The organism is Acinetobacter sp. MB5, assembly GCF_003261585.1.
Lineage (GTDB): Bacteria > Pseudomonadota > Gammaproteobacteria > Pseudomonadales > Moraxellaceae > Acinetobacter.
The window spans coordinates 20,968-46,233 of the sequence record NZ_POVU01000001.1 but is presented as its reverse complement, the minus strand read 5'-3'; the positions used below and the strand labels follow the sequence as shown (position 1 = coordinate 46,233).

Sequence of the window (25,266 nt, the reverse complement as noted above, 5' to 3'; positions counted from 1 at the left end):
CGAAAGCAATGGCTATTTTAACATGCTATTTCTACAATTTAAGCCTGTAATTTTTCTTTGTGGAAAATCTATGCAGTTTTTATTAAAAAAATCCCGAAGCCAGAGACTTCGGGATCTATGCATTTGTTTATAAATTAGTATTCATAGAACATGCGTTGGATTTCTTTTGCATCTGTGGTTTTAGTCAGTGCTAAAGCAGTGAGCAGGCGTGTTTTTTGCGGATTTAGATCATGTGCTACGACCCAGCCATACGTATCATCGGGTTGTTCAGCATTACGAATCACAAAACCTTGTGGTACATGGGATGAACGGATGATTTGTACACCTTCCGATTGCAACTTATTTAAAGTGGGTACGATGTAGTCGGCAACAGAGCCATTGCCTGTTCCAGCGTGAATAATCGCTTTTGCACCCGCCTGTTGTAGTACCAGATATGATTGCGGCAACATATTATTTGCACCATACACAATTCCGACTAATGGTAAACTGTCACCTTCAATTGATTCGATATTGAATTCGGAAGAACTGTTATGGCGTTTGGTACTTTCGCGGAACCAGTACGGTTTCCCTTCGACAATAGTACCTAATGCACCCCATTGGCTAACAAAAGCATTGGTATGGATATTAATGATCTTGCTGACATCACGTGCGGCAAAGATTGTATCATTCATCATCACCAAAACCCCTTTTCCTTTTGCAGTATCGGAAGAGGCTAAAGCCACAGCACTATAAAGATTTAATGGGCCGTCGGCTGATAGTGCTGTACCTGGACGCATGGAGCCAACCAAAACAATCGGCTTGTCACTACGGATTACAAGACTTAAGAAGAAAGCTGTTTCTTCCATAGTGTCTGTGCCATGAGTAACCACAATTCCGTTCACATCTGATCTTTTTGCTAAATCGTTTACTTGACGGGCAAGGTTAATCAACTCCTTGTCAGTCATACTCTCTGATGCAATTTGTAAGGCTTGAACCCAACGAATATTGGCTAAATCCTGAACTTGTGGAATGGCGTCAATTAAGGCATCAACAGGAATTTTTGCCGCCGTATAGCTTGCGCTGTTGGTTGAACTTGCGCCAGCACCTGCAATTGTGCCACCAGTAGCGACAACGACAACATTATTTTTTTTATAAGTTGAAGCAGGAGAATCGGCAAGTAAATCGATTGCTAAATTTGAAGTTCTGATTGAGTTGGTCAACATCGAAAAATATCCTTATGAAGTGACAAAGACAAATATTGGGGGTTAAATTGTTGGTTCTTGCTGGGAATTAATCACAACTTGTTCCGGGGTTTCTTCCATTTCTGTCACTTTATCGCCTTCAAGTTTGGCTACTACAGCAGTTGCGATACTATTACCAACAACATTGGTGGCAGTACGTCCCATATCAAGGAAATGATCAATTCCTAGGAGGAGTAAGACACCCGCTTCAGGTAGATGGAACATGGTTAATGTTGCTGAGATCACCACAATTGATGCACGAGAGACGCCAGCAATACCTTTGCTTGTGACCATTAGAGTTAGCAAAATTAAAATTTGCTGTGTGAAGCTAAGATCAATATTGTAGGCTTGAGCAATGAATAGCACTGCAAACGTGGTGTACATCATTGAGCCGTCAAGGTTAAATGAATAGCCTAAAGGCAGTACGAAACTGGTGATTTTCTTTGGTACACCAAATTTGTTCAATGCTTCCATAACTTTCGGGTAGGCTGACTCACTTGAAGCTGTTGCAAAAGCCAGTGTGACAGGTTCACGAATCAGCTTACCTAAGCGAAAAATATCTTTTTTCAGAACAATTGCACCAACAGAGAACAAGACAATCCAGAGTAGGAATAGACCAAAATAGAACTCTGCAATCAGAATGCCGTAATCAACAATCAAACCTAAACCTTGCACAGTAATTGCTGAAGCAACCGCAGCAAATACGGCAATTGGTGCAAATGACATGACATAATCCGTGATACGGAACATGACTTTGCTGAGTTCTTCAGTTAAACGAATAATGACAGATTCTTTACCATGACTGACATAGGCAAGGGCGGAACCAAAGAAGATGGAGAATACAAGGACTTGTAAAATATCATTATTTGCCATCGATTCCGCAATGCTGCGTGGGAAGACATGGGTCATGAATGATTGCAGTGTAAAACCAGATGTTGCTGGAAGTGCTGCGTCTGTGACTTGCTGAGCAGTTGGTAAAGCTAAATGTAATGCCGCACCAGGTTGGAGAAAGTTGGCAAGTCCCATGCCAATAGATAAGGAGACAAATGAAGCGGTAATAAACCACGTCATTGATTTAAGAGTGATACTTCCTATAGATGAAGATTTCCCCATCGATACAATGCCAGAAATAATGGTTGCAAATACCAATGGTGCAATGATCATTTTGATCAGGCGTAAGAAAATATCGGTGACGATATTGAAATAAGATGCAATTTGCTTAAGTTGCTCACCTTCATTGAAGAAGTGATGACAAATCCAGCCAGTCAAAATTCCAAGTAAAATAGCAAGTACAATATACTTGAGCAGTTTCTTTTGATTCATGTGAACCTCTTTCATTTGATTCAATCACAATCTGGTACGATAGAAATGATTGAAGACTTCCCTGATACGTTCAGTCAGTTTTACTGATTACATGTCCTAAATCGGTATTTGGACTGACTGAGTTGAGTGTTGTATTTTTTATTGGGATGAATTGTTGCTCTATTTTGGGGCATTGTGAAATGCAAAAAGATAAAGATGCATGCATTTTTTTCATACTATGGACTGTACATATGGTAAAAGTATCAAGAATTGAAAGGTGTATTTAAAAGAATAAATGCGAGCTAAATTGATTTTTAAAATTAAAAAATATGATGATTTATAAGGGTTTAATTTTTATTTTGAAATTGACAGAAAAATTAATCTGGTTGATTGAGTAAAAATAAAATATGAACTGTTTATAAAAAAGCAGCATCTATATAGACACTGCTTTTTTTATATCGAAGAAAATAAAGTTTAACGTAAAGTAGCTAAATAACGCCCAATTCGAGTAATTGCTTCACGAAGTTCATTTTCTGCTGGCAAGAAAACAACACGGAAATGGTCTGGTGTTGGCCAGTTAAAACCTGTTCCTTGTACCAATAAAACTTTTTCTGCACGTAGCAGATCAAGCATTAGCTTTTCATCATCCTGAATTGGATAGACTGTTGGATCGAGACGAGGGAAGCAGTACATTGCACCTTCAGGCTTAACACAACTTACCCCTGGAATTTCATTGAGCATTTCCCACGCAATGTTACGTTGCTCATACAGGCGACCATTTGGACGAATCAAATCATTAATGGATTGATAACCACCAAGTGCTGTTTGAATCGCATATTGGGCCTGATGGTTGGCACAAAGACGCATTGAAGCCAACATATCTAGGCCTTCAATATAGTCAGTTGCACGTGATTTATCACCTGTAATGACCATCCAGCCTGCACGGAAACCTGCAATACGATACGCTTTAGACAAGCCATTAAATGAAATACAGAGTTGATTGCCTGCAAGCGATGCTAAGGCAACATGTTCAATACCGTCATAAATGATTTTGTCGTAAATCTCATCTGCGAATAAAATCAGGTCATATTTTTTAGCTAAAGCCACGATCTGCTGCAAAATATGACGTGGATAAACCGAACCTGTTGGATTATTCGGATTAATCACCACAATCCCGCGGGTATTTGGAGTAATTTTGCTTTCCATATCGGCAATATCAGGATACCAGCTATTTTCTTCATCACATTTATAGTGAATTGCTGTACCGCCTGATAAGTTCACTGCGGCTGTCCAAAGTGGATAGTCCGGCATTGGAACCAGCATTTCATCACCGTCGTCGAGCAAACCTTGCATTGCCATAACAATCAGTTCAGATACACCATTGCCGACATACACGTCATTGACGTGCATGTTGAGAATGCCTTTTTGTTGGTAATACTGGCAAATCGCTTTACGTGCAGGGAAAATACCGCGAGAGTCTGTATAACCAATCGCATTGGGTAGATTTAAAGCAACATCATTAATAATTTCTTGGGGGGCTTCAAAGCCAAACGGGGCGGGGTTGCCAATATTGAGCTTGATAATCTTATGCCCTTGTTCTTCCATCTCATTGGCCGCTCGTAACACTGGTCCACGAATGTCATAGCAAACATGCTCAAGTTTTGATGACTTTTTAATTTCGCGTGGGGTTTGGATCGTGTTCGTCATTTTGATGGTCTCGGAAGGAGTGGGGTTCACTTTTGCATAACGATATAAATAACTTTTAAATGTTTCAGTTGTTACTAGGTCAAGATCATGTTGATCTCGAAGTAAGCTAACAATTTTTTCATGCGTAAATCCTGCCTGCTGATATTGTTTGATCACAGGCAGCAGGTTTTTAAAAATAACGCTCTTTTTTTGCGACATTTTTTAATCCTAAGCAAGAATGGCTGTAAGAGTAACACTAATACTGCTTACAAAAAAGCATTTCATAAACTAATTTGCTTACTATTATTTTTAAATTTGCTTTCTTTTTGCTTTTTTATAATTTATACATCTTTTGTAATTTGTGAATTTAAGACTAGAAATTTTAGAATGAATGACGTAAATATAGGATTATCCTATTTTAAACAGCAAAATAGACAGGGATAGAATCATGGGAAAACTCAATAAAACACCTAGAGAATGGCAAAGAGAGTTATCGCCAGAAGAATTTAGAATTACACGTCAGAAAGGTACTGAAGCTCCATTTACTGGAAAATATTGGAATACTAAACAGTCTGGGGTTTATACTTGCCGTTGTTGCGGTGAGCCATTGTTTGATTCGGAAACGAAGTTTGACAGTGGTTGTGGTTGGCCAAGTTTTTATAAGCCAATTAATAATAGTGCAATAGAAGAACACGATGATTTGAGCCACGGAATGGCGCGAGTTGAAATTGTGTGTCATCACTGTGATGCACACTTGGGACATGTCTTTGAGGATGGCCCTCAACCAACGGGTTTACGTTACTGTGTGAACTCTGCGTCGTTAGAACTAAAAACACAAGAAAAAAGCGATGAGGAAACTTATCCATGACAAAGATATATCAACTTGAAGCAGAGCGCCTCGATGGTCGTATTCAGTCTATGGCTGATTATGAAGGCAAGGTACTTTTGATTGTAAATACTGCCAGTAAATGTGGTTTTACACCTCAGTTTGCAGGTTTGGAAAAACTCTATAAAAAGTATCAAGATCAAGGTTTTGTGGTTTTAGGTTTTCCTTGTAACCAGTTTGGCGGACAAGATCCTGGTAGTAATGATGAAATTGGTGCTTTCTGTCAGCGCAATTATGGCGTAAGTTTCCCGATGTTTGCCAAAATTGATGTAAAAGGCCCTGAAGCACATGCAATTTTTAGACTATTGACACGCGAAGCCAAAGGTGTGCTTGGCAGTCAAACCATTAAATGGAACTTTACCAAGTTTCTTGTTGGGCGAAATGGTGAAATTCTGAACCGTTATGCACCAACAACTAAACCAGAAAGCTTAGAGCAGGATATTGAACAAGCCCTTGCAGTTACCGAACTCGCTTGAGTTCTGGTCTGACCCTCGCATGCCCTATGTAGAAACACGGCGGGCATGCCAAAGCCGTATTTGCTATAAAGCGCATAGCCATCCCACCTTATCGATTGGTGCTGTTGATGCAGGGCAAAGCCACTTTTATAGCGCCTTCACAGATGAAGTTTCTATTCAACAGGGGAGTCTGGTTGTCATTCCTGCACACATTGAGCATTCCTGCAATCCTTTGCCAGAACAGCACTGGAGTTACCAGATGTTGCATATCGATGCATCTTGGTTAGAGCAACTCTCAATAGAAGCACATACCTCATTGCTTGAAAGCATTGAAATACCACAATTGAGACCTTTCGTGCTAAATGACAAGACACGTTATGATGCTTTTTGTAGAATGAATCAGACACTCTTTGATTCAAACACGCTGATTGTTGAAAAAGAACATGCCTTAATTGTGGGCTTAACTCAGCTCTTATTTCCTTATTTTGATTGGCAACAATTGCCGCAACAGACTTATTTTCAAAAGCATTTAAAAATATTGATGGAATTTTGCCAGCAAGCACAGGGTTTTTTATCTTTGCAACAGCTTGCAGAAAGGATTGGGGTCAGCCGTTACGTGGTGATTCGTTTGTTTAAAGCACATTTGGGTTTAACACCACATTTGTATCAATTGAATCTGAAAATCCATCAGGCACGTCAGCATCTCAAGCAAGGTGCGCCAATTAGCTACTTGGCGACAGATTTGGGGTTTAGTGATCAAAGTCATTTTCATAAAGTCTTTAAAGCACATACAGGCGTTACCCCAAGACAATATCAACATGGCTTTTCCCGCACTTTTATACAATAAATAGAAATCACAATTTTCTAAGCTGCTATCACCTTATTTTTAGAGTGTGATATGAAGTTTTTTATTGCAATTGCGGTGACTCATTTTTTGGCTTTGCTTTCTCCTGGCCCAGATTTTTTCCTGTTATTTACAACCTTGCTGCGCTATTCACGTCAGGCAGCTTATAAAGTTGCATGGGGAATTACCTTGGGAAATGCTCTGATTTTATTGGGGTTGATGCTTGCACTCAGTCAGTTGGGCCAATTGAATGCTCAGGTTTTTATGAGTTTACATTATGTGGGCGCAGCATATTTGCTGTATTTGGCATATTTGTGCATACGCTATGCAAATCAACCCCTTGAACTAACATCATCTCCAGATTCAAAATCTCAAGACATCAGCGGATATTACTTATTGGGATTAGGACTACAATCGAGTTTACTTAATCCTAAAAACTGGATGTTTTATACCAGTCTAATGGTTCTGCTTGCGGAACAGAGTCATTTACTCAGTACATTGGGACTTAGTGTGTGGATGGTTGGCGTGGTGACTATTTGGAATCGGGGTCTAGTAGAATTGCTCACACATCCACGATATTTAAAAAAATTACAGCAATATACACGACATATTCATTATCTTTCAGGGATATGCTTTTTGACTTTTTCTGGAATACTGTTTGCTATATAAGAATAGGAGATCAAGATTGCTTGATCTCCTATATGAATAATTTGGTATTAAGATAGTGCTTTGGATTGGCGTTTTGAGATTGCAATCAGTACAAAAATTACAGCAATCAAAGTGAAAGATGCACCAAAGCGACTTAAATCTAATCCACCATGAGCGATGGGTTTGTCGAGAAAATCTCCTAAAACTGCACCCAGAGGTCGAGTTAGAATAAAGGCACTCCAAAACAAGAATGTATGTGAAATTTTTGTCCAGAAGTAGCAAAGGGTCAATATGAATAAAATGCTGCCAAAAATAATTGCTGAATATAAATAGCCTAAGCCTTGTGTGTCTGCAACCCAATCGCCTAAAGCAGTACCCAATGTTTGAGAAAACATAATGGTCACCCAGTAGAAAATTTCAGATTTGGCGGTTTGAATATTCTCAACGGAAAGCGTGTGCTCACTGTAATACCAAACTGCCAGAGAACTCAACAATAAGGAAAGCAGAATTAGGCTGCCACCAAAATAACCCAGACCTAAGGAGCGGTCGACGAAGTCTGCAATTGTGGTGCCTAGTGTGGTGGTGGTGATAATTGTGAGCCAGTACAAATAAGGATGATATTGTTTGGCTTTAATTTGTAAGCTGACAAAAATGGCAAAAAGCACGAGGAAAATGCCACTACTAATGATGTAGCCCAGATTGAGTGACATTGAAAGTGCATCACCCGCAGTCTCGCCAAGCGTTGTTGCAGCGATTTTAATAATCCAAAAGATTAACGTAACCTGAGGGACTTTGTTGAGCATCTAAATATTCCCATTTCTTGTGAGTAAAAATAGTTTAAAGAGGCTAGATGAAGACTTACTTAGTTGAAGTGTTTTTTTTAAATATTGAAAATCATTATTTATTTTATAGTTTTTTGGTTTTCTTAAACTTTATTATGGATAGCCTACATATAAAAAAACGAGATTTAAATGCTTAAATCTCGTTTTAGGTGTCTTCAACTTAGCAATTAGGCATCTAATTGTTCAAGGACATCATCAGAAAATTCAACGTTGGTATAAACGTTTTGAACGTCATCTAAATCTTCAAACATATCAATCATTTTTACGATTTTTTTCGCTTGATCGATGTCAGAAATTAAAGCTTTTGTTGAAGGGTTCATAACCACTTCAGCATTGTCAGATTTTAAACCTGCTGCTGTTAGCGCATCTTGAATGTCACCAAAAGTTTCTGGTGTGGTGATGACTAAAATTTCATCTTCTGCCACTTCAATATCTTCAGCGCCAGCTTCTAAAGCCACGTCCATGATTTTGTCTTCTAAAGAGACATCTTCAAACGTAATTTCACCGCGTTTAGTAAACATATACGCCACTGAACCAGCAGTCCCTAAGTTACCATCTGTTTTAGAGAAACAATGGCGAACATCAGGTACGGTACGGTTTAAGTTATCTGTCATGGTTTCAACAATAACAGCAACACCGCCAACGCCATAACCTTCGTAAGTCACTTCTTTTAAATCAGCATTTTCTTCGCCACCAACACCGCGCTGAATTGCACGGTTGATCGTATCACGTGTCATATTTGCGACTAATGATTTCTCAACGACAGCACGTAAACGAGGGTTAGATGCAACATCACCACCGCCTAAACGGGCAGCTGTAACGATTTCACGAATAAATTTTGTGAATACTTTAGCGCGGCTCGCATCTTGTTTTGCTTTACGATGCTTAGTATTAGCCCACTTGGAATGACCCGCCATGCAAATATGCTCCTTAAAGATTGGTCTATGCCATATCAAAATGCAGAGATTCTACCACAACGCTATTTTATGAAAAATAGTGATTTCCCAAAACCCGACATTCTATAGGCTTTTTGCTGGAGGAATGACGATATCTAAACCAGTTAGACGCAAATACATCTCCTGAATTTGCTTCATATCTTGGTCAAAGTCATTCGGGTAAATCTTACCAATGATCCCGCCTTGTTTGGTCTTGGCATTGGCATACATCAGCACGATTGGGACATTCGCTGCTTTGGCAATATGCCAAAAACCTGTACGAATGGGTCTGCGGGATTCACCATTTTTAGCACGAGTTCCTTCTGGGGCAATCACTAGATTAAACTTTTCGTGACTTTGGAACTCTTGAACCATTTGCTGAACAAGGTCTTGTTTCGCCTTTCGATCTACTGGAATTGCTCCAAATGCTTTTAGCACAGGAGAAAGCGGGCCTTTAAATAACTCTTTCTTGACGAGCGTGTGAATTTTAATGCCTAAAATTTGAAAAAGTGACCAAGACAATATGCCATCCATGATGGAGGTATGTTCAAAGCCAATCAGTACTTGTTTATCTTCAAGAATGTCATCTTGAATATGATAGGTCCAACCTGAAAGTTTAAAGGTGAGCTTTCCAAGTTGTTTTTTCATGAGATTACCTTGCATCTTGCCTTTTAGGAAAATAGCGACAAGCGCCCAAAAAAAGATGCTGGATTGTATGACTCTAATGAGATTTCGACAAGTTAAATCAGATCGTACTTAGGTATCGTCTGAGTTAAACATACCATCGTCAAATAAATGGTTGGATTCGACAATCTTCTTCGCGATGTAATAGGTTTCACGCATACGAATTAAGATAATTTGCGAATGCAATTCGATTTCACCGAACTCAGAACGCACCTGAACATAGTGTAATTGACCGTACTCATCACGGACCCGTGCTTGAGCAGTACTTTCAGGGCGAGCATTACCATTACAGATGGTCGCAAGTCGACCGATCAGGTTTTTTTGTTTACGTTCGAACTGGGGGCGAATCACCTGATCGAGGCAGTGAATCATAAACACAGTAAAAAATAGTGCAATGACGAGCGTGGGGAGAAGTAAGTAAATAACAGGCGCAAATTGATTTTGATAAGCAAAAAAGAACAGTTGCAGAAAATAACCCGCAAAACTGAAATTAATCAGAAAAAAAACCACGATCAGGATTTTGGAAAACTTAATGTCTAAAAGCGGTGTTTTGATCATATTTGGAATCAGGTGCTTTAAAGTTGTAGATGGACGCCCACCGAGATAAAACCCAACGGTTTCAACTAAACTCAAAATCACCAATGCCATTACACTGGCGTGAAATGGCATCAATTCATAGCTGGTCAAAAAGGCATGAAGACTCGTCATGAACATCTCAGGATAAGTAAATACCGCCATCGGAATGGATTTGAATCCCGACTTTTTGTAGAGATTCACCTAGACAAGGTCCAGAAATACATTCACCAGTTTCGACGTTAAATAATGCACCATGAGTGGAACATTCGATGAACTCACGATCTTGATCTAGAAATTGGTTTTCTAGAAATTCCAGTTCGACTTGCAAGTGTGGGCACAAATTTTTATATGCATAAAACATTCCATCACGTTGCGTAATAAAAATCGGGTTACCTTCAGTGGTATCGAAGGCACGTGATTCACGCTCAGGAATATCTTCGGTCATACAAATTTTTTGGGTCATTATGCAAGATCCAGTTCAATGCTTTGCTGTAGTCTAGCATATTTTTCAATCGCAAGACGTGGTCCAAAATGAGCAACGACTTCACTTGAAATCAAAATGGCAAGCTCTGCTGCTTGTTCTAGGCTTGAACCTTGATGAATTGCGTAAAGGAATGCGCCTGCAAAGGCATCACCAGCACCATTGGTATCAACCGCTTTTACTGGACGACCTTCTACATGGATTTTTTCGCTTTGGCTAGCAACCAAGGCACCTTTTGCACCCAAAGTAATGACCACATTTTGGTTGTTTTCAAGCAAAACTGAGAGTGCAGCATCGATATCTGCTGTTTCAGTGAACATCAATGCTTCTTGTTCATTACAGAACAGTAAATCAACACCATCAGCCAACAATTCTGTTAAACCTGCTCGTGCATATTGCACCATTGCTGGATCAGACAAAGACAATGCAATTTTGACATCATTGGCTTTCGCAATTTGACGTGCTTGAGCAACGGCTTGGCGTGCAGTATCGCTGGTCGATAAATAACCTTCGATATATAGCCATTGAGCCTGCGCTAAAGAACTATAGTCGATTTGATTGACAGAAAGCTCAGCGGTAATTCCTAAATAGGTATGCATGGTACGTTCAGTATCTGGCGTAATCAGTACCATACAAGTACCAGTAACACCTTCACTTACAGACTGCTGAGCAGTGAAAATACCTGCATCATTTAAACCATCTAGATAAACTTGACCAAGTTCATCGTTACCTACGCGGCAACCATAAAATGCACGACCACCTAAAGCACTAAAAGCAACTGTTGTATTGGCCGCAGAACCACCACTTGCTTGACCTTTGTAAACTTGAGATGCTTGTAGGTTCTGATACAGCGCTGCTTGAGTGTCACCATCTGCCAATTGCATGGTGCCTTTTTGCAAGTTTTGTGTAGCTAAGAAATCATCGGAAACCTGAAACTCTTGGTCAATTAGGGCATTACCAAGTGCAAAAAGGGCAATTTTTGACATGTGTGGGCTCATTGCAAGTTTTTAAGGCTGAACATTTTACACTAAGCCTAAACATTACAGTAGATAAGATGAATAAAATTCAGGTTTTTATTCGAAATTTGATTATGAATATATAGGATGAATTGCTGAAGTAATGATCTAAAATAGCCTAAGTTTTTTTGGTGAGCTTTAACACAAAAACGCATTTAGAATATCAAGTCTATTTTATAAATTCCTTTTATTTTCATTATGAGAGAATCACAAAAAGAATTTTTTTTGAAAAATCCGATTGAATGTTTAACACGATTATTGGTTAAAACTGAAAATCAGATTTGATGATATTGAAAGAGTAAGAAAATGAACCGATTTAATCGTAAAGAACTGATTAATTTGATTATACGTATTATGAATGCAGAAGGTTCAGACGCAGAGCTAGATGCTGATATTGAACAGTTAATTCAACTTTCTGAAATGCCAGATGTCACCAATCTGATTTTTTATCCTGAAACTGATGATGTATCAGCAGAGGACATAGCTGATACCATCATCAATTTTAGACCGATACCGCTTGAATAAGGTGTTTAGTCTTAATTTGGATTAATTCGTCCTGAAACCTTAAAGTCTTTTGCTTTCACCCAGCCTTCAGTATCGACACCATTGTTACTGATATACATGACATACAGCCAAAGCTCGTTTTCATTTTTAAATTCTTGGTAAGCAATCACCGAATCTTTTGGAATGATAAAAACATTCTTCATTTTACATTTCTCGGAAGGAGCAGTATGAAAGTAGCTGCGATAACCTTTAGGCCCTTTGACCGTGTAGCTATATTTTGTGCCATAGTTTGCACCATTATCATCAGCAATTTTGGCAAGCTGATCACAGTTTGGGCTTGCATATAAACTGCTTGAAATCAGACAAGAGATTGCGAATAAGTAAGATTTTTTCATTGTCATCTACACTTTGTATTTTTACATTGATTAAATGGATTATTTTCGTTGTAAATTTGATCTGCGCTTGCCTAATATGAACCAAAATACTCAAGTTTTTATATGAAAAGCGACAATATCTATCGCATAATAACAAAATACGATTGAAGATGATTTTTATTTAGGAGAGCACATGACTGTAGATGTCACTGAAACCATTACTCAAACTATTCATCCTGCGTTTCAGCTGTTACGTCAGCATCATGTTGAGGCTTTAGACATCGATGTTTATGAATATAAACACAAAGTGACTGGTGCTGTGCATTATCATCTTGCAAGTGAAAATGATGAAAATGTATTTCTAGTTGCATTCCGTACACAGCCGATGGATTCAAAGGGTGAAGCGCATATTTTAGAGCATACAGCGTTGTGTGGCTCAGAACGTTTTCCTGTGCGTGACCCATTCTTTTTAATGATTCGCCGTTCATTAAATACGTTCATGAACGCATTTACCTCAGCAGACTGGACAGCATATCCATTTGCAACACAAAACAAGAAAGATTTTCAAAACTTGCTCTCAGTTTATTTGGATGCTGCATTTGCTGCGAATCTCAATCCGCTTGATTTTGCTCAAGAAGGGATTCGTGTTGAGCTAGATGAGCAAGGCAAACCTGTATTTAAAGGTGTGGTCTTTAACGAAATGAAAGGTGCGATGAGTTCACCTTCAGATCAGTTGTATCATCAATTGGCACATCATTTATTCCCGACCACAACGTATCACTACAATTCGGGCGGTGAGCCAAAAGACATTCCAGATTTAAGCTATGCTGAACTGCGTGAATTTTATCAAACGCATTATCATCCGAGTAATGCAGTGTTCATGACCTTTGGTAACCAAACGGCGTTTGAATTGCAAGAGCAAATTGAAACTCAGGCATTGCATAAGTTCCAAGCAGGTAAAACTTTACATTCAACTCCTGAGCAACGCTTAGCAGCGCCAATCGAAGTGACTGAAACTTATGCGGTGGATGCTGAAGATCTTAAAGACAAGACTTATCATGTGTTGGCGTGGTTGTTGCCACAAGCCAGCGACATCAAACTGCGTTTAGGTATGCGTTTGGTTGAAGGGATTTTACTCGAAAACTCAGCTTCTCCATTACGTCATTATTTAGAAACCTGTGGTTATGCCGATTCGACTGGTCCATTTATGGGTATAGATGACAGCAACTTCGAAATGACTTTCTACTGTGCAGTCCAAGGTTCAGATCCTGAACATGCAGAAACCTTCAAGAATGGTGTATTGAAAGTTCTACAAGAGGTTGCATCTCAACCTGCTGACTCGGAAGTGGTTGATTCAATTTTACATCAGATTGAGCTGCATCAACGTGAAGTCGGTGGAGATGGAACGCCGTATGGTTTAAGCCTGATTTTAAATGGTTTAAGCAGCGCGATTCACCATAGTGATCCAGTGGATGTTTGGGATGTCGATGCTGCAATTGAATCGGTCAAAGAAGAACTCAAAGACCCAATGTGGTTGTCGAACCTGATTCAGACTTATTTGTTGGATAATGCCCATCGCGTGCAGCTAACGCTTGTTCCAGATGCGAATAAATCAGCAGAAGAACAGCAACAAGAACAGGCACGTTTAGATCAGATTGAGGCGAGCTTAACAGACGCTGACCGTGCTGAAATTATTGCCAATACCGAAGCACTCAACAAGCGTCAGGAAACACCTGATAATTTGGAGCTATTACCAAAAGTTGGTTTGGAAGATATTCCCGCGGAAATCCAGATTGTACAAGGTGAGCTACGCGAGATTATTAGCAATAATTACGACATGCCATTGCATTTGTATCATGCTGGAACCAATGGTTTGTACTATCAACAAGTGATTGTTGAAATCCCAGACGCTGTGGTGCAGTCGCCGTATTTCAACTTGCTGTCGATTTTGGTTGGTGAAGTTGGTGCAGGTGAATATGATTACTTAGCTCTGCAACATGTACAAACTGCGGTAAGCGGTGGCTTGGGCATGGGTGCATCGTTGCGTAGTGGTTTGAACGATAAAAATAAAATCAGTGCATTTTTAACCTTAACCACAAAATCTTTGGCGGATCGCCTAGATGCGATTGGTTTATTGAAACTGGCTTTTGAAAAACTGCGTTTCGATGAAAAAGACCGTATTTTAGAATTATTGCAACAGCGCAAAACACGTTGGCAGTCACGTTTGTCAGGTTCAGGGCATAGCTATGCCATGCAAATCGCATCGCGTCATATGAGTGCCTTGGCTGAGCGTGATTATTTCAATACAGGTTTAGGTGCGCTGAACTGGTTGGCTGAGTTGATTGAGCGTATTCAAAAAGATGAACAAGCCTATGTGGCATTCATCCAAGAGCTTAACAATATTCACCAATTGTTGTTACAAGCACCAAAACAGTTCCTGCTCGTTTGTGAAGATATGCATAGCCAAAGACTGGTTGAGCATGTACAGGATGTATGGAACAAGGTCGAAGTTGAACATCAGCCAATCGAGCTTCAACAAGTAGAGCGTGAAAACTCAGCGCAAGACCAAGCTTGGTTAATTCAAAGTAATGTTCAGTTCTGCTCATCGGCTTATCAAGCGGTTGAAGTGTCACATCCAGATGCGGCTGTGTTTATGGTCTTGGCAGGCTACTTGCGTAATGGTTTCTTGCATAGCGCGATTCGTGAAAAAGGTGGTGCTTATGGTGGTGGTGCAAGCTACGATGGTAATGCCTGTGCATTCCGTTTCTATAGTTACCGTGACCCTCGCTTAACTGAAACTTTCCAAGACTTTGAAGCCAGTTTAAATTGGCTCATGACAGCACCTCAGCAGCCACATCAACTTGAAGAAGCGATTCTTGGTTTAGTGGCAGGTATGGATAAACCAGGCTCTCCGGCAGGTGAAGCGATTAGTGCATGTTATGCTTTATTGCATCAGCGTTCACCAGCATTTAGAACCCAGTTACGTGCTCGTATTTTAGATGTGACTGTGGATGACTTGAAACGAGTGGTTGAACAATATTTATTGAATCATAAGGCAGTCAAAGCAGTCGTTGCGCCATTTGCTAAACGTGAGCAACTCGAACAACTTGGTTTTGAAATTAAACAAGTGAATTAATCGACTTCTTTTGTTTATCGAAAAATGATGATTCATGCTAAATAAAATGAATATTGGATGTTCCTTCTCCCGTTGTGGGGGAGGAACACTGTTCCGCAAGAGATGAGCAGATTTTTCATAATAATGATTTATTATTTAAAAAAATGGACTTATGAAAGAAGTCTAATCTTCTAGGAGTTAGCCTATGTCGTTCACAGTGCTTGAACGTCACTATCAGGCACTGAGATGGATTCCAGTGCTTGGTAGTAGCATATTGAGCTGCTCACTTAGTTTTGCTGTAGAGCCAAATACACCTGCAAGTTTTCAACCTTCAAGTGGACAGGCTTGTGCAGGAATTATTGGCGATGCAGATCGGCTCGCGTGTTATGACAGCTACTTTAAGCCGAAAGCATTATCGGATAATGTGCCTGCTAGTGCTGCTACAGCATTGGCATCTGATAGTCAGCAAACACAAATGAGTTCAGTATCTTCTGTAACAGCAGATGATGCGGCAGGAGTCAGCTTAAAAGACAAGTTTACGCGTTCTTTGCGGTATATTTATTCAAACGATGCACGTCAACCGCTCAACACACAGACCTCTTTACTCGATAGTCGTTGGGAATTATCTGAAAAAAGTAAATTGGGAACGTGGAATATTCGTGCATATAAGCCGATTTATATTTTACCTGTGTTTTGGACCAGCAAGCGCAATGAAATGCCGAGTAGTCCAAACCCAGTCAATACCGTTACACATCCCCAAGATTTAAACTCGACAGAGTCTAAGTTTCAAATCTCCCTGAAAACCAAAGCTTGGGAAAATATCTTTGGAAATAACGGCGACTTGTGGCTTGCCTATACGCAATCATCGCGTTGGCAAGTTTACAATGCTGACAATTCACGACCTTTTCGTGAGACCAACTATGAACCTGAAGCCAGTTTGATGTTTCGGACGAATTACAATCTGTTGGGGCTAGATGGTCGGTTGTTTGGTGTAACGCTGAATCATCAATCTAATGGTCGTGCTGATCCACTTTCAAGAAGCTGGAACCGCGTGATGCTGAATTTTGGCTTTGAGCGTGGAAACTTTGCCATGATGATTCGTCCATGGTATCGGATACCTGAAGCCGCTCAAGATGACAATAACCCTGATATTGAAAATTATATGGGACGTGCTGACATCACGACATTTTACCGTTGGAATGACAATGACTTCTCGTTGATGTTACGCCATTCTTTGCGTACGGGAAGTGCTTCACATGGTGCGATTCAATTTGATTGGACATTCCCCATTAAAGGTAAATTACGCGGGCAACTCCAGTATTTTAACGGTTATGGCGAAAGTATGATTGATTATAATCATCGGGCGAACTACATCGGTGTGGGCGTGTCCCTCATGGATTGGTTTTAGTCAACGCATAAAAAAACCATGCTGAGCATGGTTTTTTTATGATGAACCTTGAAATAGCCTAAGTAAGAATAATAGATTCGTGACTTTAAACTTTGAGAATTCAATTTAAAGTTAGATCATTAACCAATCTGGATTTCAGTTGTCGGATGTTTTAAACGGCTTTTCTTCGGTGTTGCAATTAAATAAGCCAATGTTAGTGGCCCTAAACGTCCTGCATACATTAGTAAACAAAGCAGTGAAAGTGCAGAGGGGCTGAGTTCACTTGTGACACCACGCGATAAGCCAACGGTACATGCAGCAGACATTACTTCAAACAGCAAATCGAGAAAATTTTTGTTTGGCTCTAAAATGAGCATAATAAAAAAGCCGCAGAAAATGAGCATACAAGTGATCAACGTTACAGCGAGTGCTTTAAAGGCTGTTTCATTAGAAATAGAATGTTTAAAGATTTTAATTTCATCACTGCGCCGTAAAAAAGCAACGACACTAAAAGCAAGAACAATAAAAGTGCCGACTTTGATTCCGCCTGCGGTACTTAAAGACCCACCACCAATAAACATAAGTAACATAGTGAGTAGGGTGGTTGAATTGTGCATTTGAGCCAAGTCAATGGTATTAAACCCAGAGGAACGGGGGACGGTAGCGTGTACCCAAGCATTGACAATTTGATCATGCACAGGCATATGACCTAAAGTCAGTGGATTATTGAACTCTAGTAACCAAATCAACAAGAATGCGCAGATATTTAATCCTGCCATAGTCATCAATATTAGTTTGCTGTTCAGGCTAAGTTTTTTCCAGCGGAACTGTTTTTTGAGATCCATTAAAACTAAAAAGCCTAAGCCACCAATCATGTATAAACAGCTAATGGTAAAGCAAATCCAGTAATCCTGATAAAAGTCGACGAGTCCATGCGGGGATAAAGCGAAACCAGCATTATTGAAGGCAGAAATGCTGTAAAAAACAGCAAAGTGCAATGACGTCACGAAAGGGAATTCTTGTAGCCAAAATAGCGTTAGGGTAACGATTCCGATTAACTCAAAAAACACAGTATAAATAAAAACATTTTTTGCGATTAAGATTGCTTTGCTTAAGCTGGTTTGTCCTAAGGTATCTTGTGCCATCAGTTGTTGGCGTAATCCCAAATTGGGCGACAGGCTCATTGCTGCAAGCACTGCAAAAGTTGTAAATCCTAAACCACCAATTTGTATGAGTGTCAGTAAAACAACCTGGCCGAAAGGGGTTAGAGACTGCCCGACATTAATAACAGATAAACCTGTAATGGTCACTGCCGACGTTGCTGTAAAGAGTGCATCCATCCATGACAGCGCGCCGTAATGTGCAAAAGGTAATTTTAGTAATATCGTCCCGATACAAATAAAGCTTAGGAAACCGAGTGCCAGCAGCTTGGGAGGACTTAGATTGACCGTTTTTTTGGGGGGAGGTAGATTATCGATATAAATCATGAGCTGAAACTCTCAGAAAGACGCTGTAAATCGCTTTGTAGGCCTTCAAGAATTAACAAATCGCCTTGCTGTAATGTGGTGAAGTGTACATTTGTTTCATAGTAGGTGCTTTTACCACGTTTAAGCATGAGTACTCTCACAGCACTGCTCTGGCGCATCAGTGCAGGTAAATTTGCGCCATGAAGATGTTCTGGGATAATGATTTTTACAATAAAGCGATCATCTTCAAGAGACATATAACGACTTACAATCGGATAGCTGAGCGTATGTGCAATTCTGATTCCCATATCTTCTTCAGGATGAATAATTTTATCGACACCTAAATGCGACAAGATCATGTGATGAGACTTGGTCTTGGCTTTTACCCAAATTTTTTCCACGCCCAAATTTTTTAAATTGAGTACACATAAAATACTGGCTTCAATATCTTCGCCAATCGCTACAATTGCAGCCTCGCATTTTTGAACATTGAGTTCTTCTAGCACTTTTTCATCTGTTGCATCGGCAATTACGGCATGTGCGATACGATCTGCAACATTTTCAATATTACGTTGCACAGTATCAATGCCGATCACATCATGATTGAGTCGGGTTAATTCGGTTGCAATAGTTTCACCAAAACTACCCAAGCCAATAACAGTAAAAATTGCCATAATCATCCTTTTTATCAAGAGGCTTCGCATTATAAAAATATCTTAATTATTCTGTGGTTGAAGAAAAAGAGAGGGAATGTAATAAATTTATTTTTGAAAGGAGTATAAATTCTTTTAAAATAGTGCTTGATGTTAAATAAATAAAAAAGAGCAAGTATGATTAATCAACTATATTCAGCACTACAGCAAAGTTTTAGTCCACTGCAAGTTGTGAACTTACCTCAACAACAAGATGATTTTAATGAGTTTTGCAATTGGCTGAACCACCATGGTTCGAATTTACAATATGTTGAATTAAAAGAATATTATGATAATGGAATAGAGCAATGTCTTTTACTTCAACAACATCAAGTTGATATAGATGCGCTTCAAAATAAAATTGAAGCTGAAATTGAAGCAGCTTTTCCTGACGAAGCAGATGAAATAGAAAATGTCGAAGATCAATATATCGATTTTTATGATACTGCGTTCGACACCTTATTTGACAATATTAAAGTGGTCGCAGATTCATTGGGATTAAAACTTCTGGTTATAGTGCGTGAAAATCCCTATTGGATGGTTGTTCCGAATCACGAAGAAAATATCCAACAAATCATTCAAGCCTTTAATCATGTTTTCGCCAAAGATGATCTATTTTTGGTTGAACACTAAAATAGATTCGACTTTATCTTATTCGGCTGAAAATAAAAAACCGATGCTAAAGCATCGGTTTTTTATAATGAAAGCACTTATTTTAAGAAGCGTTTATAGCCTAAGTTCTGGCTAATTTCTTCATACGGATAAGTAATTTTTTCTAAAGTTTCAATCAACACATCTGGCTTCTCATCGGCATCGGTTGCTTGTAAGCCAACCAAAACACGTCCTTCAGCGGCACCGTGGTTACGGTAATGGAATAACGTGATGTTGTGTGTTGGGCCTAAGCGTTCAAGGAAGGTCAGTAATGCACCTGGGCGTTCAGGGAATTCAACACGGAATAAACGTTCATTGTCGATATTGGCATGACCACCGATTAAATAGCGAATGTGTAGTTTTGCGACTTCATCGTCAGATAGATCATCAACATCGTAATTGGCTTTTAGTGACTCAAAGATTTCCTTACGCTCAGCCTGACCACCTTTTAAGCTAATACCCACAAAGACTTGTGCAGAATGCTCATCATTACAGCGATAGTTAAATTCAGTAATGTTGCGACCTTGTAAGGCACGGCAGAAGTTAAGGAATGAACCTTTTTCTTCTGGAATTGTGACTGCATAAATGGCTTCGCGGTGTTCACCAAGTTCTGTACGTTCCGCAATATAGCGTAAACGGTCAAAGTTCATGTTGGCGCCACACACGATAGACACCATGTTTTTGCCTTGGATATTGGTTTCAGCAACGAATTTCTTGATTGCAGCGAGTGCCATTGCACCCGATGGTTCAACAATACTGCGTGTTTCGTCATAAGTGTCTTTGATGGCTGCACAAATTTCATCTGTATTTACGGTAATGATTTCAGGCTCAATCACTTTGCCCGAACCATCAGATTTGTCCATACGTAAGATATCAAATGGCAATGCACCAATTTGTGCAACTGCTGTACCGTCAGCAAATAAACCCACGTGAGGAAGAACAACACGCTCATTGGATGCTAGAGCGGCTTTTAAACATGCAGATTCATCATATTCAACACCAACGACTTTGACATGCGGTGCAACTTCACCAAAGTAAGCGGCAATCCCTGAAATCAGACCGCCTCCACCAACAGCAACAAAGATGTAATCGACTTCGCGCCATTGGCGGTGAATTTCGTTGGCAATCGTTCCTTGACCAGCGATCACCATTTCATCGTCATACGGTGGAATGAATGTAAGACCTTCTTCTTGTGCACGTTGCTGTGCGTATTTGTTGGCAGCATCAAAAGCATCGCCGTGTAGCACAACTTGTCCACCCAAGCGTTTTACAGCTTGAACTTTAATATCTGGCGTGGTTTGTGGCATTACAATAATGGCTGGAATATTCAGTTTCGCGCCAGACAAAGCCACACCCTGTGCATGGTTGCCTGCTGAGGCTGTAATTACACCACGCTCTAACTGTTCTTTAGGGAGTTGGCTGATACGGTTATAAGCACCACGCAGCTTGAAAGAAAAAACAGGTTGTAAATCTTCACGCTTCAGACGAATGTTATTGTTAAGTTTTTGACTAATTCGTGGTGCTGCTTCGAGAGGAGATTCAATTGCAACGTCATAGACTGTTGCTTGTAAAATTTGTCTTACCAAGCGAAACAACATGTTCATATTCCATTTAACAGTTTAAAATAGGCTAGCATTGTAACAAACCGCTTGTCTTTTGGGCGGCTAAATTACGCTAAATCTTTCATCATTTGAGATATTGAGTTAAAACCATTATGAGTCTATATGCAACCCAAGATGCTAAAAAACAAGCCGCAGCAGAAGCAGCGTTGAAACATTTGCCAAGAGGCGGCATTTTAGGTGTTGGTACAGGCAGTACCGTCAACTTCTTAATTGATTTATTACCAGAATTACAACTCGAAGCAGCTGTAGCAAGCTCAACAGCAACTGCGGAACGTTTAACTAAACTTGGTATTGAAGTGATCGATATGAACCAAGTGGGTAGCCTCGATGCTTATGTCGATGGTGCAGATGAAATTGACCGTCACTTACACATGATTAAAGGTGGTGGTGCAGCGCTGACTCGTGAAAAAATTGTGGCATCGATTGCCCGTAAATTTGTTTGTATTGTCGATGACTCTAAATGGGTTGAGCAATTAGGTCGTGAGTTCCCACTGCCAGTTGAAGTGATTCCAATGGCACGTTCTGCGGTTGCCCGTAAATTGGTTTCTTTAGGTGGTGATCCAGTATTTCGTATGAATGAAGAAGAACATGCGGTCATGACGGATAATGGCAATGTGATTTTAGATGTTTATAACTTAAATATTCTGGATGCGTTGGAGCTTGAAAAAACCATTAATAACATTCCAGGTGTTGTGACCAATGGTATTTTTGCTTTAAACAAGGCAGATATTGCGATTGTTGCAACCAACAACGGCATCGAAGAACGTTTCGCCGTTTAATATGTCGCAGGTTAACTTACCTGAAGTTAAGATTGTACGTCATGCAAGGGCAACTCAGTTGCGCTTGCGTGTCTATACCCATGAAATTCGTTTAACAGTTCCTCTGCGTTGTCGACCGAAGCAGATTCAACAATTCCTAAAAGACTCGGAATTGTGGTTACAAGAGACTTGGCAAAAAGTACAACAACAAAGCCCCGTTCATTTTCCTGAAAACATATCACTATTACACTATCCTCAAGTCCAGATTGTGCAGCGAGAGCAGCGAGCTGGTTTTAGCTTTAAAGCAGAACAAGCAATTGTTTTTGTGAATCAGCAGGCACCCGAACAAGCTTTGAAAAGTTTTGTGATTGCTTATGCAAAACAAGTTTTACCTGATCTTTTAAAAGAAATCAGCCAACAAATTAGTCTGCCATATCAATCTTGTCAGGTACGATTCGCCAAATCACGTTGGGGAAGTTGCAGTACACAACAGAAAATTATGCTGAATGCCGCACTGGTTTTATTACCTAAAGAAATAATCCGTTATGTTTGTGTGCATGAGCTTGCACATACCCGTTATTTTAATCATAGTGCAGAATTCTGGCAGGAAGTTGCGCGCCATGATCCAAATTTCCAACAGCATCGTCAGACTTTAAAAAATGTACAGTGGTCAAGCTGGTGGCTGACTTGATGTAGTCGTGTTTCTACAATGTCTCATTTTAAAATCTATGCAGTTGATTATGAAATAGGTTTAGAAAAGCTCATCTTCCTGTCATACTAGGCTTATTTTTCAAAAGCACAACATGAGGTAGCACAAAGTGATTTCAGTCGGTATTGTGGGTGGCACGGGTTATACAGGCGTTGAACTATTACGTCTTCTGCTTAAACATACGCAAGTACAAGTGCGAGTGCTTACATCACGAACTGAAGCTGGTAAACGTGTTGCCGATATGTTCCCAAGCTTGCGTGGACATACCGATTTAGAATTTTCCGATTTAGATTTAGACGTCCTTAAACAATGTGATGTGGTGTTCTTTGCTACGCCTCATGGTGTTGCCATGCAGCATGCGCAAGCATTGACCGAAGCAAACACTAAAGTCATTGATTTGGCTGCTGACTTCCGTTTGCAGAATTTAGAACAATTTGAAAAATGGTACGGCATGCAGCATGCTTGTCCTGAATTATTAAAAGATTCTGTTTATGGTTTGTCTGAATTAAACCGTGAGCAAATCAAAAATGCCAATGTAATCGGTAACCCAGGTTGTTACCCAACGACGGTTCAACTTGGTTTGGCTCCAGTCCTGAAAGCTGTTCAAGATTTGATTAAACCTGAAAGTATTATTATTGATGCAAAATCTGGTGTATCTGGTGCGGGTCGTAAAGCAAGCCTTGGCATGATTTACTCAGAAAATGCAGATAACTTTAAAGCCTATGGTGTTGCAGGGCATCGTCACCATCCAGAAATTGTTGAAGCACTTGAAAATATCTCAGGTAAAAAAGGTGTATTTGAACAGATTATTTTTGTTCCGCATCTTGTTCCAATGATTCGTGGCATGTTGAGTACGATTTATGTCGATTTGACAGAAGCAGGTGCAGCAACTGATTTACAGGCGTTATATGAGCAATTCTATGCCAATGAAGCATTTGTTGATGTCATGCCAGCAGGAAGCTCTCCAGAAACACGTAGTGTACGTGGTGCAAACCAATTGCGCATTGCGCTACACAAACCAAGTCCAAATAAACTGATTGTACTTTCTGCACAAGATAATTTGGTGAAAGGTGCAGCAGGTCAAGCCGTGCAAAACATGAATATTATGTTTGGTTTTGCTGAAGACGAAGGCTTGGCTGGTATTGGTTTATTGCCATAATTTTTTAGAAAAAGATGTGCCATCATGGTGATGGCACAGTAAAAACGAGCATTCGAGATGACAGATCAAACTACAGAATCGAATAATCCTTTAGACTCATACACTGAGCCAAAAACTTCCTTTTTACAATCCAATAAATTTTTACTATTGGCTGGCTTTGTACTGCTTTGTGGTGGGGCAATACTCGGATATTCTGTAGGGCACAGACAAGGGTTATCTGTGGTTGGTTACGATGCAGATGCCCAAGAACTGATCGAAGTTCTACAGAAGCAAAAAGATAATCTTAGTAGCCTGAACAAAAGCTATAACATGGCAATTCAGGAACGGGACGTTGCAGTAAGTAACACCAATAATCTGACCGATGCTTTAAATCAGGCACAGAGTGATCTGTCAATTGCACAATCGCAAAGTCAGATTTATCGTCAGGTACTTCGTCAACGTGGTGGTCTAAGTCTTACTGTTCAAAATTTAAATGTAAAACCATTGCCAGAAAATGCTTATGAATATCAGCTAGATTTGGCACAAGTGAGTCCAAACAACAGTCGTGCTGTAGGCTCTATTGAAATTCGTCTCATCCGTGGCTCTGAAGTATTGGCGGTACCTATGGAAGACAGTAATTTTAATTTTGTAGATTTTGAACGACTCACAGGTCGCTGGACAATGCCAAAAGGCTTTGTACCGCAGTTTATTGAAGTGCATTTGAATGGGGCAGTACCCGAAGTGAAGCGTTTTAGCTGGCTACGTGGTGAAGAAGTTGCAAAACCATCGGCTTTTGTTTCTGAAGTTCCACAAGCAGAAGCACGGGCAGAATAATGATGAAACCAGATGTTATGGCAAGAATGAAACGTAAAATTTGTTTAAATGAAGTCAAAGCGACTTTTCAACAGTCGGGGTTGGTAGACTGGCATTTCAATCCAATGATGCATGATTCAACAGAAGAGGGTCATCCAGATTCTGATCTTGCTGTAAAAACGGCACCACCCGAATTAAAGCGTCCACCGTTGTATGCCGTGGTGTTATTGAATGACGATTACACGCCAATGGACTTTGTTATTGAAATTTTACAAGAATTCTTTGCAATGAATCTTGACCAAGCCACTCAAGTAATGCTAACTGTACATTATGAGGGAAAAGGTGTCGCAGGCGTCTACCCTCGAGATATTGCTGAAACCAAAGCAAATCAGGTAAATAATTACGCTCGGTCTCAAGGTCATCCATTACTTTGTCAGATTGAGCCAAAATCATAATAAGGGG

The 25,266-nt window shown here is 39.9% G+C and carries 26 protein-coding genes; 13 read left to right on the top strand and 13 right to left on the bottom strand.

Going from position 1 to position 25,266, the window contains the following annotated elements; translation table 11 throughout:
- Positions 1-134: 134 nt before the first annotated feature.
- The 3 genes from C1A47_RS00240 to C1A47_RS00230 all read right to left on the bottom strand — a co-directional run bounded on the left by C1A47_RS00240 (position 135) and on the right by C1A47_RS00230 (position 4,427).
- The gene (locus C1A47_RS00240; protein WP_111891258.1) at positions 135-1,202 is read right to left on the bottom strand and encodes an asparaginase; all 1,068 of its coding nucleotides are present in this window, start codon (positions 1,200-1,202) and stop codon (positions 135-137) included.
- 42 nt (positions 1,203-1,244) lie between these two features.
- Positions 1,245-2,543, bottom strand: a complete 1,299-nt coding sequence (locus tag C1A47_RS00235) for a dicarboxylate/amino acid:cation symporter (protein ID WP_111891256.1) — start codon at positions 2,541-2,543, stop codon at positions 1,245-1,247.
- Between the two features lie 453 nt (positions 2,544-2,996).
- Positions 2,997-4,427 (bottom strand): pyridoxal phosphate-dependent aminotransferase, encoded by a 1,431-nt coding sequence (locus C1A47_RS00230; protein ID WP_111891254.1) that lies wholly within the window; start codon positions 4,425-4,427, stop codon positions 2,997-2,999.
- 229 nt (positions 4,428-4,656) lie between these two features.
- On the opposite strand from C1A47_RS00230, the gene msrB reads away from it, so the two are divergent.
- Genes msrB through C1A47_RS00210 form a run of 4 tightly spaced genes read left to right on the top strand, consistent with a single transcriptional unit; the run spans position 4,657 to position 7,062 of the window.
- The gene (gene msrB, locus C1A47_RS00225; RefSeq protein ID WP_111891252.1) at positions 4,657-5,076 is read left to right on the top strand and encodes a peptide-methionine (R)-S-oxide reductase MsrB; all 420 of its coding nucleotides are present in this window, start codon (positions 4,657-4,659) and stop codon (positions 5,074-5,076) included.
- Positions 5,073-5,570 (top strand): glutathione peroxidase, encoded by a 498-nt coding sequence (locus C1A47_RS00220; protein ID WP_111891250.1) that lies wholly within the window; start codon positions 5,073-5,075, stop codon positions 5,568-5,570. The genes msrB and C1A47_RS00220 overlap by 4 nt, the downstream gene beginning before the upstream one ends.
- 19 nt (positions 5,571-5,589) lie before the next feature.
- The gene (locus C1A47_RS00215) at positions 5,590-6,396 is read left to right on the top strand and encodes an AraC family transcriptional regulator (RefSeq protein WP_171294318.1); all 807 of its coding nucleotides are present in this window, start codon (positions 5,590-5,592) and stop codon (positions 6,394-6,396) included.
- A gap of 51 nt (positions 6,397-6,447) precedes the next feature.
- Positions 6,448-7,062, top strand: coding sequence for a LysE family translocator (locus C1A47_RS00210; protein ID WP_111891246.1), 615 nt, complete (start codon positions 6,448-6,450; stop codon positions 7,060-7,062).
- 47 nt (positions 7,063-7,109) lie between these two features.
- Here the strand turns inward: C1A47_RS00210 and C1A47_RS00205 are convergent, their stop codons facing one another.
- The 6 genes from C1A47_RS00205 to C1A47_RS00180 form a co-directional block, all read right to left on the bottom strand.
- Positions 7,110-7,844: a hypothetical protein gene (locus tag C1A47_RS00205; RefSeq protein ID WP_111891244.1), complete on the bottom strand. Its 735-nt coding sequence runs from the start codon at positions 7,842-7,844 to the stop codon at positions 7,110-7,112.
- A 206-nt stretch (positions 7,845-8,050) separates the two neighbouring features.
- Positions 8,051-8,800 (bottom strand): YebC/PmpR family DNA-binding transcriptional regulator, encoded by a 750-nt coding sequence (locus tag C1A47_RS00200; protein WP_111891242.1) that lies wholly within the window; start codon positions 8,798-8,800, stop codon positions 8,051-8,053.
- A gap of 102 nt (positions 8,801-8,902) precedes the next feature.
- Positions 8,903-9,466: a 1-acyl-sn-glycerol-3-phosphate acyltransferase gene (locus C1A47_RS00195; RefSeq protein ID WP_111892155.1), complete on the bottom strand. Its 564-nt coding sequence runs from the start codon at positions 9,464-9,466 to the stop codon at positions 8,903-8,905.
- Between the two features lie 108 nt (positions 9,467-9,574).
- Complete coding sequence (locus tag C1A47_RS00190) at positions 9,575-10,210, bottom strand: OB-fold-containig protein (RefSeq protein ID WP_111892153.1); 636 nt, start codon at positions 10,208-10,210, stop codon at positions 9,575-9,577.
- Between the two features lie 7 nt (positions 10,211-10,217).
- Positions 10,218-10,523, bottom strand: coding sequence for a Rieske (2Fe-2S) protein (locus tag C1A47_RS00185; protein ID WP_162625909.1), 306 nt, complete (start codon positions 10,521-10,523; stop codon positions 10,218-10,220).
- A gap of 17 nt (positions 10,524-10,540) precedes the next feature.
- Positions 10,541-11,545, bottom strand: a complete 1,005-nt coding sequence (locus C1A47_RS00180; RefSeq protein ID WP_111891238.1) for an adenosine kinase — start codon at positions 11,543-11,545, stop codon at positions 10,541-10,543.
- A 336-nt stretch (positions 11,546-11,881) separates the two neighbouring features.
- On the opposite strand from C1A47_RS00180, the gene C1A47_RS00175 reads away from it, so the two are divergent.
- Positions 11,882-12,100, top strand: coding sequence for a bacteriocin immunity protein (locus C1A47_RS00175; RefSeq protein ID WP_111891236.1), 219 nt, complete (start codon positions 11,882-11,884; stop codon positions 12,098-12,100).
- Between the two features lie 11 nt (positions 12,101-12,111).
- Here C1A47_RS00175 and C1A47_RS00170 read toward each other — a convergent pair whose 3' ends face one another.
- Positions 12,112-12,474 (bottom strand): hypothetical protein, encoded by a 363-nt coding sequence (locus C1A47_RS00170; protein ID WP_111891234.1) that lies wholly within the window; start codon positions 12,472-12,474, stop codon positions 12,112-12,114.
- Between the two features lie 172 nt (positions 12,475-12,646).
- Between C1A47_RS00170 and C1A47_RS00165 the strand changes: the two genes are divergently transcribed.
- Together C1A47_RS00165 and C1A47_RS00160 are read left to right on the top strand one after the other, a co-directional pair.
- Entirely contained in the window at positions 12,647-15,589 is a 2,943-nt protein-coding gene (locus C1A47_RS00165) for an insulinase family protein (RefSeq protein WP_111891232.1), read from the top strand.
- Positions 15,590-15,773: 184 nt separating this feature from the next.
- On the top strand, positions 15,774-16,976 hold the full coding sequence (locus tag C1A47_RS00160) for a phospholipase A (protein ID WP_111891230.1): 1,203 nt from the start codon (positions 15,774-15,776) through the stop codon (positions 16,974-16,976).
- 119 nt (positions 16,977-17,095) lie between these two features.
- Here the strand turns inward: C1A47_RS00160 and C1A47_RS00155 are convergent, their stop codons facing one another.
- Positions 17,096-18,442, bottom strand: a complete 1,347-nt coding sequence (locus tag C1A47_RS00155; protein ID WP_111891228.1) for a potassium transporter TrkG — start codon at positions 18,440-18,442, stop codon at positions 17,096-17,098.
- Positions 18,439-19,095, bottom strand: a complete 657-nt coding sequence (locus C1A47_RS00150; protein WP_111892151.1) for a potassium channel family protein — start codon at positions 19,093-19,095, stop codon at positions 18,439-18,441. Before C1A47_RS00150 ends, C1A47_RS00155 begins: the two co-directional genes overlap by 4 nt.
- 156 nt (positions 19,096-19,251) lie before the next feature.
- On the opposite strand from C1A47_RS00150, the gene C1A47_RS00145 reads away from it, so the two are divergent.
- A complete protein-coding gene (locus C1A47_RS00145; protein ID WP_111891226.1) occupies positions 19,252-19,746 on the top strand; it encodes a hypothetical protein in 495 nt (164 codons plus the stop codon).
- A 77-nt stretch (positions 19,747-19,823) separates the two neighbouring features.
- On the opposite strand, the gene ilvA is transcribed toward C1A47_RS00145, so the two are convergent.
- Positions 19,824-21,368, bottom strand: a complete 1,545-nt coding sequence (ilvA, locus tag C1A47_RS00140; RefSeq protein WP_171294310.1) for a threonine ammonia-lyase, biosynthetic — start codon at positions 21,366-21,368, stop codon at positions 19,824-19,826.
- Between the two features lie 110 nt (positions 21,369-21,478).
- Here ilvA and rpiA point away from each other — a divergent pair, with 110 nt between their 5' ends.
- The 5 genes from rpiA (at position 21,479) to clpS (ending at position 25,259) form a co-directional block, all read left to right on the top strand.
- Positions 21,479-22,165, top strand: a complete 687-nt coding sequence (rpiA, locus tag C1A47_RS00135) for a ribose-5-phosphate isomerase RpiA (RefSeq protein WP_111891222.1) — start codon at positions 21,479-21,481, stop codon at positions 22,163-22,165.
- A 1-nt stretch (position 22,166) separates the two neighbouring features.
- Positions 22,167-22,835: a M48 family metallopeptidase gene (locus C1A47_RS00130; RefSeq protein WP_111891220.1), complete on the top strand. Its 669-nt coding sequence runs from the start codon at positions 22,167-22,169 to the stop codon at positions 22,833-22,835.
- A 127-nt stretch (positions 22,836-22,962) separates the two neighbouring features.
- Positions 22,963-24,012 (top strand): N-acetyl-gamma-glutamyl-phosphate reductase, encoded by a 1,050-nt coding sequence (gene argC / locus C1A47_RS00125; protein WP_111891218.1) that lies wholly within the window; start codon positions 22,963-22,965, stop codon positions 24,010-24,012.
- 57 nt (positions 24,013-24,069) lie between these two features.
- Positions 24,070-24,825, top strand: a complete 756-nt coding sequence (locus C1A47_RS00120; RefSeq protein WP_111891216.1) for a DUF6776 family protein — start codon at positions 24,070-24,072, stop codon at positions 24,823-24,825.
- A gap of 17 nt (positions 24,826-24,842) precedes the next feature.
- Positions 24,843-25,259, top strand: a complete 417-nt coding sequence (clpS, locus tag C1A47_RS00115) for an ATP-dependent Clp protease adapter ClpS (protein ID WP_111892149.1) — start codon at positions 24,843-24,845, stop codon at positions 25,257-25,259.
- Positions 25,260-25,266: the final 7 nt, after the last annotated feature.